This window comes from Mycobacterium sp. DL440, from assembly GCF_011745145.1.
Taxonomy (GTDB): domain Bacteria; phylum Actinomycetota; class Actinomycetes; order Mycobacteriales; family Mycobacteriaceae; genus Mycobacterium.
Map to the genome: position 1 here is coordinate 3,155,892 of NZ_CP050191.1, position 13,523 is coordinate 3,169,414.

At 65.3% G+C, this 13,523-nt stretch carries 13 protein-coding genes and 1 tRNA gene; 10 read left to right on the plus strand and 4 right to left on the minus strand.

What is annotated here, in order from left to right; genetic code table 11:
- Nucleotides 1–6: 6 nt before the first annotated feature.
- From HBE63_RS15215 to HBE63_RS31945, 3 genes are all read right to left on the minus strand, one after another.
- Nucleotides 7–1,476 carry a wax ester/triacylglycerol synthase family O-acyltransferase gene (locus HBE63_RS15215; protein ID WP_166905484.1) on the minus strand — a complete coding sequence of 490 codons (1,470 nt, stop codon included), beginning with the start codon at nucleotides 1,474–1,476 and terminating at the stop codon, nucleotides 7–9.
- A 108-nt stretch (nucleotides 1,477–1,584) separates the two neighbouring features.
- The gene (locus HBE63_RS31450) at nucleotides 1,585–1,776 is read right to left on the minus strand and encodes a hypothetical protein (RefSeq protein WP_243858670.1); all 192 of its coding nucleotides are present in this window, start codon (nucleotides 1,774–1,776) and stop codon (nucleotides 1,585–1,587) included.
- 27 nt (nucleotides 1,777–1,803) lie between these two features.
- A complete protein-coding gene (locus tag HBE63_RS31945; protein ID WP_371815001.1) occupies nucleotides 1,804–2,001 on the minus strand; it encodes a group I intron-associated PD-(D/E)XK endonuclease in 198 nt (65 codons plus the stop codon).
- Between the two features lie 31 nt (nucleotides 2,002–2,032).
- Here HBE63_RS31945 and HBE63_RS15225 point away from each other — a divergent pair.
- Together HBE63_RS15225 and HBE63_RS15230 are read left to right on the plus strand one after the other, a co-directional pair.
- Nucleotides 2,033–2,108 (plus strand) — tRNA-Arg (locus tag HBE63_RS15225).
- 311 nt (nucleotides 2,109–2,419) lie between these two features.
- Nucleotides 2,420–2,908, plus strand: coding sequence for a universal stress protein (locus HBE63_RS15230; RefSeq protein WP_166905485.1), 489 nt, complete (start codon nucleotides 2,420–2,422; stop codon nucleotides 2,906–2,908).
- Between the two features lie 10 nt (nucleotides 2,909–2,918).
- Here the strand turns inward: HBE63_RS15230 and HBE63_RS15235 are convergent, their stop codons facing one another.
- Nucleotides 2,919–3,752 (minus strand): MBL fold metallo-hydrolase, encoded by an 834-nt coding sequence (locus tag HBE63_RS15235; RefSeq protein ID WP_166905486.1) that lies wholly within the window; start codon nucleotides 3,750–3,752, stop codon nucleotides 2,919–2,921.
- Between the two features lie 83 nt (nucleotides 3,753–3,835).
- On the opposite strand from HBE63_RS15235, the gene HBE63_RS15240 reads away from it, so the two are divergent.
- The 8 genes from HBE63_RS15240 to HBE63_RS15275 all read left to right on the plus strand — a co-directional run bounded on the left by HBE63_RS15240 (nucleotide 3,836) and on the right by HBE63_RS15275 (nucleotide 13,512).
- Nucleotides 3,836–4,618, plus strand: coding sequence for a FadR/GntR family transcriptional regulator (locus HBE63_RS15240; RefSeq protein ID WP_166905487.1), 783 nt, complete (start codon nucleotides 3,836–3,838; stop codon nucleotides 4,616–4,618).
- Nucleotides 4,619–4,676: 58 nt separating this feature from the next.
- On the plus strand, nucleotides 4,677–6,275 hold the full coding sequence (locus HBE63_RS15245; RefSeq protein ID WP_166905488.1) for a class I adenylate-forming enzyme family protein: 1,599 nt from the start codon (nucleotides 4,677–4,679) through the stop codon (nucleotides 6,273–6,275).
- Nucleotides 6,262–7,035: a class II aldolase/adducin family protein gene (locus tag HBE63_RS15250; RefSeq protein WP_166905489.1), complete on the plus strand. Its 774-nt coding sequence runs from the start codon at nucleotides 6,262–6,264 to the stop codon at nucleotides 7,033–7,035. Before HBE63_RS15245 ends, HBE63_RS15250 begins: the two co-directional genes overlap by 14 nt.
- Before the next feature lie 15 nt (nucleotides 7,036–7,050).
- Nucleotides 7,051–8,319 (plus strand): amidohydrolase family protein, encoded by a 1,269-nt coding sequence (locus HBE63_RS15255; RefSeq protein WP_166905490.1) that lies wholly within the window; start codon nucleotides 7,051–7,053, stop codon nucleotides 8,317–8,319.
- A 3-nt stretch (nucleotides 8,320–8,322) separates the two neighbouring features.
- Nucleotides 8,323–9,282 (plus strand): D-2-hydroxyacid dehydrogenase family protein, encoded by a 960-nt coding sequence (locus tag HBE63_RS15260; protein WP_208301379.1) that lies wholly within the window; start codon nucleotides 8,323–8,325, stop codon nucleotides 9,280–9,282.
- Nucleotides 9,283–9,606: 324 nt separating this feature from the next.
- Nucleotides 9,607–10,047 carry an MmpS family transport accessory protein gene (locus HBE63_RS15265; protein ID WP_166905491.1) on the plus strand — a complete coding sequence of 147 codons (441 nt, stop codon included), beginning with the start codon at nucleotides 9,607–9,609 and terminating at the stop codon, nucleotides 10,045–10,047.
- Complete coding sequence (locus HBE63_RS15270) at nucleotides 10,047–12,923, plus strand: RND family transporter (RefSeq protein ID WP_166905492.1); 2,877 nt, start codon at nucleotides 10,047–10,049, stop codon at nucleotides 12,921–12,923. Before HBE63_RS15265 ends, HBE63_RS15270 begins: the two co-directional genes overlap by 1 nt.
- Nucleotides 12,924–12,945: 22 nt before the next feature.
- Nucleotides 12,946–13,512 carry a TetR/AcrR family transcriptional regulator gene (locus HBE63_RS15275; RefSeq protein ID WP_166905493.1) on the plus strand — a complete coding sequence of 189 codons (567 nt, stop codon included), beginning with the start codon at nucleotides 12,946–12,948 and terminating at the stop codon, nucleotides 13,510–13,512.
- Nucleotides 13,513–13,523 lie beyond the last annotated feature (11 nt).

Here is a 13,523-nt window from a genome sequence, read left to right on the forward strand (position 1 = left end):
TCGAAGTCACTGTGCAGCACTCCCGTTCGTCGCCGACGTGTCGTCGCTGAACGAGGCCGGCTCCGCTCGGCCATCGCCGCCGAGCGCCAGCACCTCGTCGAATCCCGCCAGCAGGCACTCGGCGAACAGCTGCTCGTCGGTGATGGCAGCGCGGTCGTAGCGGGTGGTGACCGTGATGTACCCGGACCTCGAGATCAACACGACCATCATCGCGACCCCGGGCAGCGGCCCTATTCCGTAGTGGCGCAGGATCTTCGCCCCGGCAATGAAGGTATCCCCGGGATAGACGGGGACATTGCTGGCTTGCACGTCGGAGTTCACCACCGACCCGGCCACCGTCTCCAGCACGGCATCGGGCAGCAGGCTCAGCACGGGCGCGATCGCACCGACCACGTCGATGGCGCGCTCCTCGCGCTTGCTCGTCATCTGCGACCGGACGGCCTTGATCCGGGTCTCCGGGTCGACGATTCCGACGGGTGCGGCGAGGTTGACTCCCGCGAAACGGTTACCGCCGGCCGGGTCGTCCTCGGAACGCAGGTTGACCGGCACCGCCATCGGCAGCGTCTCGATCGAGATGCCTTTGGCGTCGTGGTAGAGGCGCAGTGCACCGCACAGCCCGGCCAGGTAGGCATCATTGATCGAACCGCCGGCGGCCTTGGCTGCTCGGCGCAGGTCAGAAAACGGGATGTCGATCGCCTCCGAGCGCGACGACAGGCTCCGACGGCGCAGCAGCGGCGAGGGATGGGCGGCCGGACCCATCACCCGGGCACCGGACATCGCGTAGTCGACCGCACCGCTGACCGCGGAGACCGGGTCGCGCACCACCTTGGTCACCGCGCGCGCCGCCTGTCCGAGCACGCCGAGCACGCCCCCCGCGATCGATCCGGGCAACCGGTTGATGCCCTCCCGCATCAGGTCGTTGGGCGACAGGTCCTGCGGGATGGGCAGCGGCGCCGCGGCCGCCGGTTCGGGATCGCGTTCGAGGTCGTAGATGTTGGCGAACATCTCGACCATCCCGACGCCGTCGGACACCGCGTGGCTCAGATGAAGGATGGTCGCCGCACGCCCGTCGGCCAGCCCTTCGACCAGGGTGGCATTCCACAGCGGCCGGGTGATGTCCATCGGCGATTGCAGCGCGATCTCGGCCAGGTCGAACACGTCGCGCAACGTGCCGGGCGCCGGAACGCGCACCCGTCGCACGTGATAGTCGAGGTTGAAGTCGGGATCGATGACCCAGCGCGGAGCGGCCGTAGGGAGGGTGGGCATGACGACCTTCTGGCGCAGCCGCAAAACTTTGCGCGACGCGTAATCCAGACGGGCCCGGAAACGGTCCCAATCCGGTGTGGTGTCGAGGATCTCGACACCCAGGATCCCGGACCGGGTGCGCGGGTTTGCCTCTCCCCGATGCAGCAGTTGATCGACTGCGCTCAGTTCTTCGGGCAGTCCGGCCGCGTCCAACTCCGGCACGTCGCTCATAGCGTGGTCCCTCTCCCCTCTCCTGGCCGCCAGTGCAGCGTCCACGCTAGTCCGCCACCGGCCCCGCGGGAGGGCTTTGCCGGGCGTCCGTCGCGCGTCCCCGCCCCTTCACGCCGAGGTACGGGTTTCGTCGATCGGCGGGAGGTGTTCGTCCGGTAGGTCGCGAAACGAGGCGGCCGCCAAAATCCGTTGCTGCTGACCGTTCTTCGTCGGCGTGATCCGGAGATTGACGGAGACGCCGTGATCGGTGGGCCGGAGGTTGAGTTTGACCGCTCCCGCTCGTGCCGACCGGTACTTCACCTGAATGCGGTGGAAGGTGCCCGCCGCCTACGCCACTAGGTCGAACGGCGCATGCTCGGTCGCGGGGAACAGCACGTAAAAACCCTTGCCAACCAGGTCGGCATGCGCTTTCGCGACGCCGAGCTCGCCTTTGTCTTTGGTGTGATGTCGACCCACTGGCTCGCTCGTTTCATCGGTTGCGGTTCGAGCAGCCCACGTGGTACATCTCCGTTTCGGTAACAACACCCACGCGGTGTAAATTGTGAGGGTCCGACTTGCCCCCGTGGCGCAACGGATAGCGCATCCGGTTTCTACCCGGTAGGTTGCAGGTTCGAATCCTGTCGGGGGTGCCATGTCTCGTTCGTTTGACGTGTGCTTCTCGTTCTTGAGCGCACCGTACCCTGCACATCCGACAACTCCATGTCGGTCGAGTGCTCGCTCGATACAAGCGGGAGCCTGAATCTCGCGCAGCCCGTCTGATTAGCGGACGCGCTCGGCAGCACGGCGCATACCGAGAACCGCTCTCCGTCTGTACGACGCCGGCCAATGCTTTACACCTGCTTCGGTTGATCCTTGACGCGGCGCGAAGCCCAATCTCCACCAGCGGAAGATTGACGTGCATTAAGGTCCTGTTTGTCCTGGTAACCGACAGTTCGGAGCTGACATGAGCACGTATCGGACGATTGTTGTCGGGACCGACGGCTCCGAGTCATCGCTACGCGCGGTCCACCGCGCCGCCGAGATCGCCGCACAGGAGAACGCGAAGCTGATCGTCGCGAGCGCTCATCAACCCGTGGCCGAAAAGGGCGGCTGGTCGAGGGCGCCGTCGCCCGATCATGTGGTCGACACCCGCGCGGAAGACAGCCTCAAGAGCGAGGGGTACAGGATGCACGGGGCTGCCCCCGTCTACGAGATCCTTCAGGTGGCACGCGATCGGGCGAAAGCCGCCGGCGCCGAGGACATCGACGAGAAGGCGATCGTGGGTGCACCCGTCGATGCACTCGTGAAACTGGCCACCGACATCAAGGCAGACCTGATCGTCGTCGGTGACATCGGGCTGGACTCGGTCGCCGGGCGCCTGTTGGGCTCGGTGCCTGCCACCATCGCCCGCCGAGTGAAGATCGACATCCTCATCGTCCACACCGCGAACTAGGGCGCGCCGCCTACATCGCCACCCACATCAGCCGATCGTCGTCGGCGATGACGGTGCCTGCGGTCGGGGCGGCGAAGTGGGTGCCGAACAGCACGGCCTGTTCTTCGGCGACGCTTTGCAGCAACCGGGTGCGGGTCACCGCGGCCGCGGCCGGGTCATCATCGGGCAGGGCCTGCACATCCGGCTGCGTGATCTGCAGCGGATGGTGGATGACGTCCCCGCTGATCACCGCCACCTCGCCGCCGGATTCGATCCGCACCGCGGTGTGCCCCGGTGTGTGACCCGGTGTCGCGACCAACCGGATCTCGTCGGTGATCGCGTGGTCCATCTCGGTGAGCCGCAGAACATCATGTGCGACAAGCGGTTCGACGGTCTCGGCGGCCGCGCGGTTCGTCGCCGAGGAATGCCGCCATGACGTGTACTCATCGGCGGTGAGCAAGTACGTCGCGTTGGGATAGGTGGGGATCCAGGCGCCGTCATGCCGGGTCGTGTGGCGCCCGGCATGGTCGAGGTGAAGATGCGTGCAGATGACGGTGGTCACCTCACCGGGGGCGAATCCGGCTGCGGCCAGCGAGTGTCGGTACTGGTCCGGGTCCATGGGGATTTGGTACGGCAGGTCGTGGCCTTCGCCGAAGCAGCAGTCGACCACGATGAGGTCCTCACCGGATTCGATGAAGAACGACTGGATGGCCACCAGCAGATTGCCGGCGTCATCGACGTAATGGGGATACAGCCAGGGCGGGAGCTCCGAGGGCAACCCGCGAAACAGCCGCTCAGGCCGGGTCGGCACCACCGTCTCCAGGACCGAATGAACTGTCAGCGAGCCGATGGTCCACTTCTGCATGGCTCACCGTATGAGACAAATCATTTGGATACAAGGCTCGGCGGTGGCCTCCTGAACGGCCGGCCATCTGGCACACTCGATGCGTGGCGCAGCCAAACGTCCGGTTCCAGCGACTTGCCGAACAGGTCGCCGACCAATTGCGGCACCGGATCCTCACGGGGGAACTGCCCGACGGCAGCATCCTCCCCAAGGAGGACGAACTTCTCGTCGAATACCCGATCAGCAAGCCGTCGCTTCGCGAGGCCATGCGCATCCTCGAGGCCGAGGGGCTGTTGACGGTACGACGCGGCAAGCTCGGTGGCGCGGTGGTCCACCGACCCGATTCCGCAAACCTCGCATACACCATGGGGCTGGTACTGGGCGCCGGGCAGGTCGGACTCGCCGACGTGGGTACCGCGCTGCTGCAGGTCGAACCGGCGTGCGCCGCACTCTGCGCCCAACGCGCGGACCGCAAACGCACTGTCGTTCCCATTCTCCGTGAGTTACACGAAGAATCGGTCAGATCGGTATCGGATCTGCTGCAGGCCACCTCGGCCAGTCGGCGGTATCACGAAGCGCTTGTGCGTCACTGTGGCAACGAGACGATGATCATCCTGGCGGGCGCATTGGAGGCATTGTGGTCGGCCCATGAGCAAAACTGGTCGGCCCAGGTGACGGATCACTCGACGGTTCCTGTCGAGGAACGCCGAGCGGTCCTGGAAGATCACCGGCAGGTAATCGACGCGATCGACATGGGCGACGCGCAGCGGGCCCGCGATCTGGCCGCGGCACATCTGGTCAACGCCCAGCAGTACCCGGGCGTCGAGGGCGTCGTCGACCCGACGATGGTGCGCACCTGGACCCAGTCCGGCCCGCGGCGACCGTGAACCAGAGGCGGCTCAGTGCGACCGTTGACACAGGGTCTTATTTTCATATGATTTGGTGATGAAGGCTGGCGACGCCGCCCATGCTGCAGATGCAGCCCATTACCACGCGGCCGGATGGTGGTCGGACCGCACACTCTCGCAGACCGTGCGCGAACACGCCCTCAGCCAACCCGACAAGCCGGCCTATGTCGACTACCCGGCCACCACCTTCAGCTGGTACGAATTCGACTGTGCCGCATCGCTACTCGCCAGCCAACTGGCCGGCCTGGGTGTCACACCCGGCGATCGCATCGCGGTTTGGCACGGCGATACCGCGGCCATCCATGTGCTGTTCGTGGCGATCGAGCGGTGCGGCGCCGTCGTGGTCGGGATCGGTGCCCGCGCCGGGACCCGCGAGGCCACTCAGATCCTGCGGACCACTCAGCCGCGCCTGCTGATCAGTGACGCGGCGCGGCACTCGTCGGCACTGGCCACCGGGTCGGGACTGACACCTGAGATCAGCGCGCTGGTGTTGGACGGCCTGTCCCTCGACACTGACACTCCCTCGCGACCACAGGCGGCGGGCGTCAGGGCCGATGATGTATTCCTGATCAACTCCACGTCGGGCACCACGGGCCTGCCCAAATGTGTTGTGCACACTCAGAACCGGTGGCACTACTTCCACCAGCAGGCGGTTGCCAACGGCGCCCTGACATCCGACGACGTTTTCCTGCCGGTCATCCCCGCTCCGTTCGGGTTCGGCATCTGGACCGCCCACACCACCCCGATCTACCTCGGTGCCACCGCGGTCCTGCTGGAAAAGTTCGACGCAGCGGCCGCGTGCGAGGCGATCGCCCGCCATCGGGTCAGCGTGTTGTGCTGTGTCAGTACCCAATTGATGATGATCATGGCCGACCGGGCATCGCGCGAGAATGACCTGAGCTCGCTGCGCGTGGTATTCACCGGAGGGGAGGCGCTGCCGTATCAGCGGGCCGCCGACTTCGAGGAGCTCACCGGCGCCACCATCCTGCAGTTCTACGGCTCCAACGAAACCGGCCTGCTGAGCGGGACCACACTGCAGGATTCCCGTGAGCGCAGGCTGCGCACCGCCGGACGCCTGGTACCGGAGATGGCGGTCCGTCTGTTCGACGGCGACGATGACGTGACCTCAACCGGGCGCGGGCAGCCGGCCTGCCGCGGGCCGGCCACCAGCCTGGGTTATCTGGGCGGTGTGGACCACGACAAGCTCTACACGCCCGACGGTTGGATGCGGATGGGCGACGTCTGCGAGGTCGATGGCGAGGGCTACCTGTCCGTCACCGGCCGCACCTCGGACTTCATCGTGCGCGGCGGCAAGAACATCAGTGCGGGCGAGGTCGAGGATGCGGTGATGATGCATTCCGCTGTGGCCGTCGCGGCCGCGGTGGCGATGCCCGACCCGGTCTTCGGCGAGAAGGTCTGCATCTACATAGAACCCGTAGCACCCGCCACCGACCAGAGCATCGATCTCCCCGGGCTCGTCGAGCACCTGCTGGCTCAGGGGATGTCGAAGGAACTACTGCCCGAGCAGCTCATCGTGCTCGATGAGCTTCCCCGGTCTTCGGGCGGGAAGATCGCCAAAGGTCAACTCCGCGAAGATATCCGGATGCGGTTGGGAGAGCACTATGAGCGTCGATGAGGTGCGACAGGGCGGGCTGAAAGTATGGTCGCCGTCGGTCACCCCGCCGATCGGCGTCGACCTGACCGAGGAACAGGCGCTGGCCGTGGCGTTCCGGCACCTGGCCTCCATCGGATTCGCCGAGAACATGGCCGGCCACATCACCTGGCAGCCCGAGGGCCGCTCCGAGATGCTGGTCAATCCGTGGGGTCTGTGGTGGCAGGAGCTCACCGCGTCCGACATCTGCGTGGTCGACGAGAACGCCGCCGTGGTGCGCGGCCGCTGGGATGTCACCCCGGCCATCCACATCCACACCGAACTGCACCGCATGCGCGACGATGCTCGCGTCGTCATCCACAATCACCCCTATTACGTGAGCCTCATCGCTGCGTTGGGGAAGCTACCGGACCTGGTGCACCAGACCGGATCGCTGTTTCTCGACGACATGTGCTTCGTCGAAACCTATGACGGCGAGGTCGATTCGGCGCCGAGGGCCCGCGAACTCGCCGAACGGATCGGCAGCGCCAACCTCACCATCCTGGCCAACCACGGCGTCATCACCACGGGAGGCACCGTGGCGGAGGCCGTGTACCGGGCCGCATCGATAGACCGGGTCTGCAAACTGGCCTACCAGGTGATGCTCACCGGCCGGGAGCCCACGGCAATGACCCGCTCCGACATGTACGGCATGAAGGCCTCGCTCATCGAGCGGGCAGCCGACGTGTACTGGGCTGGGGCGGCCCGCATGACCATCAAGGCCGACCCCGACGTCTTGACCTAGAAGGAGACTGGCCCCATGAAGTCCATCGACGAGCTCGCCGGCAATCTCGACTTCACCACCGCACAGCAGGGCGCCGAACGCACGGTCACGTTTCTGCCCGAACCGCAGCGGGCCGAACGTCTCTACACGGTGATCTCCGTCGATGATCACATCGTCGAGCCGCCGGACACGTTCACCGGACGGGTGCCCCGTAAGTTCGCCGACCGCGCCCCGAAGGTCGTCGATACCGAGAACGGTGGGCAGACCTGGATGTACGACTGGCAGTCACTGCCCAACGTGGGTTTCAACGCCGTGGTCGGACGGCCGGTCGATGAGTACGGGTTCGAGCCCGCCCGGTTCGACGAGATGCGCCGGGGTGCCTGGGACATTCACGAACGGGTCAAGGACATGGACCTCAACGGCGTGTACGCGTCGCTCAACTTCCCGTCGTTCCTGCCGGGGTTCGCCGGCCAACGGTTGCAGCAGGTCACCAAGGATCGGGAGCTGGCGATGGCCGCGGTACGGGCCTGGAACGACTGGCATCTCGAAGCGTGGGCCGGGGCGTATCCCGAGCGGATCATCCCGTGTCAGTTGCCCTGGCTGCTCGACCCGAAGGTCGGCGCCCAGATGATCTACGAGAATGCCCAACGCGGCTTCCACGCCGTGACGTTCAGCGAGAACCCCGCCATGCTGGGGCTGCCCACCATCCACTCCGGCTATTGGGAGCCGATGATGGCCGCGTGCGCCGAGACGGGCACCGTGGTCAACTTGCACATCGGCTCCAGCGGTTCGGCGCCGTCCACCACCGACGATGCCCCGCCGGATGTTCAGGGTGTGCTGTTCTTCGCCTACGCCATCACTGCCGCGGTCGACTGGCTGTACTCGGGTCTGCCCAGCCGGTACCCGGATCTCAAGATATGTCTGTCCGAAGGCGGAATCGGTTGGGTGGCAGGGCTACTCGACCGTCTCGACCACATGCTCAGCTATCACCAGATGTACGGCACCTGGAAGGCGTTGGGCGAAACCCTCTCCCCCGCCGAGGTGTTCGCCAGAAACTTCTGGTTCTGCGCGGTCGAGGACCAATCCTCGTTCATCCAACACGAGCGGATCGGCACCGGCAACATCCTGCTCGAGGCCGACTACCCGCACTGTGACTCGACCTGGCCGCACACCCAGCGCACCATTCACGAGCAGATCCAGGGCCTGCCCGCCGAGGTGGTCCGGAAGATCACCTGGGAGAACGCATCCCAGCTCTACCAGCATCCGGTGCCCCTGGCTGTTCAGAACGATCCGAACGCCTACTGAGCGATGACCGAGCCGCTGCGTATCGCCATCCTCGACGACTACCAGGGAATCGCCGACACCGTCGACTGGTCGCCGATTCCCCGCGCCACCGAGATCACGTCACTGCGAGAACACATCGCGCCTGGCCCGGCGCTGGTCGAGACCCTGGCCGGCTACGAGGTCGTCGTCGCGATGCGGGAACGCACCCCGCTCGACGCAACGTTGCTCGCCCAACTGCCGGCCCTGAAACTACTCGTGACGACCGGCCCCTTCAATGCCGCCATCGACGTCGCCGCGGCACATCGCCTGGGGATCACTGTGTCGGGCACCGGCGGTGCAATCACCCCCACCGTCGAACACACCTGGGCACTGATCCTCGGACTGCAGCGTCACCTGGTCGTGGAGGATCAGCGCATCCGCAACGGGGTGTGGCAGAGCACGGTCGGCACCGACCTCTCCGGGGCCACCCTCGGTCTGGTCGGGGTGGGCAGGATCGGCAGTCGGGTGGGCGCGATCGGGACGGCATTCGGCATGAACGTCATCGCGTGGAGCCCCAACCTCACCGACGAGCGTGCGGCCAAGGCCGGCGTGGTCCGGGTGGAGCGGGAGGCGCTGTTCGCCGACGCCGACGTGGTGTCGCTGCACATGGTGCTCGCAGAGACGACCCGCGGCCTGATCGGCCCCGCCGAACTGGGCGCGATGAAGCCGTCGGCGATCATGGTGAACACCTCGCGCGGCGGCCTGATCGACGAGCCCGCCTTGATCGGGGCACTGCGCGGCAACAAGATTCGCGGTGCTGCCCTCGATGTCTACCAGCAGGAGCCGCTGCCCGCGGGGCACCCCTTGGCCGCCCTGCCCAACACGCTGCTGACCCCGCACCTCGGGTACGTCACCGAGGGCGTGATGACCATCTTCTACCGCGATATCGTCGAGGACATTGCCGCCTACTGCACGGGGTCCCCGCTGCGTCTGATCACCGTGTAGTTCCGCCACAGATTCCGGCCGGCCCTCTCGACATGCGCTCACGCGTGACCGAGTCAGCAAACCGGAAAGTGCATCAATCCGCTCCACGGCAGCGACCTTCGACATCCGAATCTGGTTCGCTGTAGCGAGATCTCGGCGACCGCGCGTGCGGCACGCTGCTTCGCGGGCTGCAAAACATTCCCCTTAGCAAGCAACTGTGAGGAATATCAAACTTCCTCAATGGAACGTTGATGATCCACTAAGGGGCTGTTACGTTCAGCCGATCAAAATGCGTCCGGATGGGGTTCCGTCGGCGTGCGCCGAACCGGAGAGGTGGATTTTGCCGTGGCTGCGGTATTTCGGCTTGCGAAACGTTTCTGGATTCCCCTGGTGCTCGTGGCGGCGCTGACCGTCAGCGGTTTCGCCATGAACCGGATGCACGGGATCTTCGGGACCCACATCAACACCGATCCGGGCCAGTCCGCCGGGGACGACATCGTGGAGTTCAACCCGAAGCGCGTCGTCTACGAGATCGAGGGCCCGAGTGGGACCAGCGGGCACGTCAGCTTCCTGGATGCCGATGCCCAACCCCACACCGAGAGTTTCAGCTCGCTGCCGTGGAGGCACGAGGTGGTCACCACCTTGCCGACGGTGTTCGCCAATGTGGTTGCACAAGGAGATAGCGACATGATCACCTGCCGGATCGTCGTCAACGGCGACGTCCGTGACGAGCAGACCGTGAACCAGCACGACGCCCAGGCCTTCTGCTTGGACAAGGCCGCCTGATGGGCAATCACGAGCACAACGGCTCCGACTCAAAGGGCTCCGACCACAAGGGCATCGCGCGAGTCATCCGTGTCGCTGCGATCCCGATCATCCTGGCGTGGGTCGTGCTCGTCGTCGTCCTGAACGCCCTCGTCCCGCAACTCGAGGTCGTCGGCCACGAGCACGCCGTGTCGCTGTCACCGCAGGACGCGCCCGCACTGGTGGCGATGAAGAAGATCGGCGAGCGCTTCGATCAATTCGACTCGGACACGATCGCGATGGTGGTCCTGGAGGGCGACGAGCCGCTCGGCATTGAAGCTCATCACTATTACGACGAGCTGGTCCGCACGCTTCAAGCCGACACTGAACACGTTCAGCACGTGCAGAACTACTGGGGCGACCTGATCACCGCGGCAGGCTCCCAGAGCACCGACGGCAAGGCCGCTTATGTTCAGGTCAACCTCGCGGGCAACCAGGGCGAGACGCTGGCCAACGAATCGGTCGCCGCGGTCCGCAAGATCATCGACGACTCGCACCCGCCTGCGGGCGTGAATGCCTATGTCACCGGCCAAGGTCCGCTCACCACGGACATGAACGAAGCCGGCGACAAGAGCATGGTCAAGATCACTTTCGTCACGATCGCCGTGATCGCGGTGATGCTGATCGTCGTCTACCGGTCGCTCGCGACGATGTTGCTGATGCTCATCGTGGTGCTGCTGGAGATGTCGGCGGCGCGCGGTGTGGTGGCCGCCATCGGTCACGCCGGCCTGCTCGGGTTGTCGACGTTCTCGGTGAGCCTGCTGACCTCATTGGCCATCGCGGCCGGAACCGACTACGCCATCTTCCTCGTCGGCCGATACCAGGAGGCGCGGCAGAAGGGCCAGGAACGAGAAGACGCCTACTACACCGCATTTCACGGCGTCGGTCACGTCATCCTCGGCTCGGGTCTCACGGTTGCCGGCGCCATGATGTGCCTGCACTTCACCCGGTTGAACTACTTCAGTTCGATGGGTATCCCCAGTGCCGTCGGGATGTCCGTGGTGGTGCTCGCCTCACTCACCCTTGCGCCGGCAATGCTGGTGGTCGGCAGCCATTTCGGCCTTCTCGACGCCAAGCGCGAGATTCGCTCGCGCGGTTGGCGCCGGCTCGGCACCTCGGTGGTGCGCTGGCCGGTTCCGATTCTCTGCGCCGCAATCGCCGTGGCACTCGTCGGATTGCTGGCCCTACCCGGCTATAAAACCTCGTACAACGAGCGGCTCTACATTCCCAAGGATCTGCCGTCCAACGTCGGATACGCTGCGGCCGAACGACATTTCACCGCCGCTCGGATGAATCCCGATCTGCTGCTCGTGGATGCGGGACGAGACCTCCGCAACCCGGCCGACATGATCGTGCTGGACAAGATCGCCAGGGAGCTGATCCGGGTGCCCGGCGTCGCGCGCGTGCAGAGCATCACCCGTCCGCTGGGCCGCCCCATCGCGCACAGCTCGGTGCCATTCCAGGTGAGTATGCAATCGGTGTCGATGACCGAGAACCTGCAGTTCCTGCGGGAGCGCATGGGTGACATGAATACGCTCACCGACGATCTCGGCCGGATGATCGTGATCATGGAGAACATGCTGGGCCTGATGAACCGGATGACCGGCATCACCCATGAACTCACCGCCAGCATGAACGACATGCAGTCCAGTACCAATGAAATGCGGGATCACATGGCTGATTTCGACGATTTCATGCGGCCGATGCGGAATTACCTTTACTGGGAACCGCACTGCTACGACATCCCGATGTGCCAGTCCATGCGTTCGCTGTTCGACGGGCTCGACGGCATCGACACCATGACCGAAACTCTCTCGGAATCGGTGAAGAACATGAACGAGATGGATCAGCTGATGCCACAGCTGGTGGCGCAACTGCCGCCGATGATCGCCATCTCGAAGTCCATGCAGGGCACGATGAAGACGATGTTCAGCACGTTCAACGGGCTGGTCGACCAGATCGCCAAGATGACCGACACGGCATCGGTGATGGGCCAGGCGTTCGACGACGCCCGCAACGACGACTCGTTCTACCTGCCGCCGGAGGCGTTCGACAACCCCGACTTCAAACGTGGGCTTGACCTGATGGTCTCGCCGGACGGCCAGGCCGCGCAGTTCATCATCACTCACGACGTGGATCCGGCCACCTCCGAAGGTATTTCGCATGTCGACCCACTGCTGAAGACGGCGCGCGAGGCGATCAAGACGACGCCGCTGGCCGACGCCAAGATCTATCTCGGCGGCACCGCGGCCACCTACAAGGACATCCAGGTCGGTGCCCAGTGGGATCTGCTGATCTCGGCCTGCGGCGCGATCACACTGATCTTCATCGTGATGCTGTTGATCACCCGCGCCCTGATCGCGTCCTTCGTCATCGTCGGCACCGTGATCCTGTCCCTGGCAGCATCGTTCGGCCTGTCGGTCCTGGTGTGGCAGTACCTACTCGGGATGGATCTGCACTGGATGACGCTGGCGTTCTCCGTCATCATCCTGCTGGCGGTGGGATCGGACTACAACCTGCTGGTGGTCTCGCGGATGAAGGAAGAGGTCAGCGCGGGCATCAACACCGGCATCATCCGGGCCATGGGCGCTACCGGCGGCGTGGTCACCGCAGCCGGCCTGGTGTTCGCGTTCACGATGGCCTCGATGGCGACCAGTGATCTGATCGCCATCGGCCAGGGCGGCACGACCATCGGCCTGGGTCTGCTGTTCGACACCCTCGTCGTGCGTTCGCTGATGACCCCCACGATCGCCGCGATCCTGGGCCGGTGGTTCTGGTGGCCGCTACCGATCCGGCAACGTCCGGCGCGCAACCTGTCGGACCGGACGGCGCCGATACCGGTAGCAAGACCCTCGTGACATACGTCGATACCATCGACGGATGACCACAGGCGAGCTCTCGGGCACCCAGGCGCGAACCCGCGGGGCCATCATCGAGGCCGCCGCCGCAGTCCTAGCCGACGACCGGACCGCCACATTGCCCGACATCGCCAAGGCGGCCGGCGTCGGGCGCACCACCGTGCACCGCTACTTTCCCGACCGGGAATCCCTGATCAACGCGACCGTTGTGGACTCGGTACAGGTGGTGACGGCCGCCGTGGCTGCCGCCGCACCCGAGGACGGCTGCCCGATCGATGCCATGCGGCGCGTCATCAACGCGATGATCTCGGTCGGCAACCGGCTGCTGTTCCTGTTCGACGACCCCACGATGCTGCGCAGCCTGCCGCCCGAGTCGGTACCGGACAGCAGTTATCTGACCCAGCTGCTCGAACGTGGCCAGGCCGAGGGCGTCTTCGACCCCGAATCGAGCACACTGTGGCTCGAACACGCGCTCTACGGTCTGGTGATGTGGGCCTGCCAGGACTCCAAGGACGGCCTCATGCCGCAGCACGCCGCAGCCCCCGCCGTCATCCGCACGTTCGAGCGCGGGGTGCGCTGCCGCGACTGACGCCGCACCCC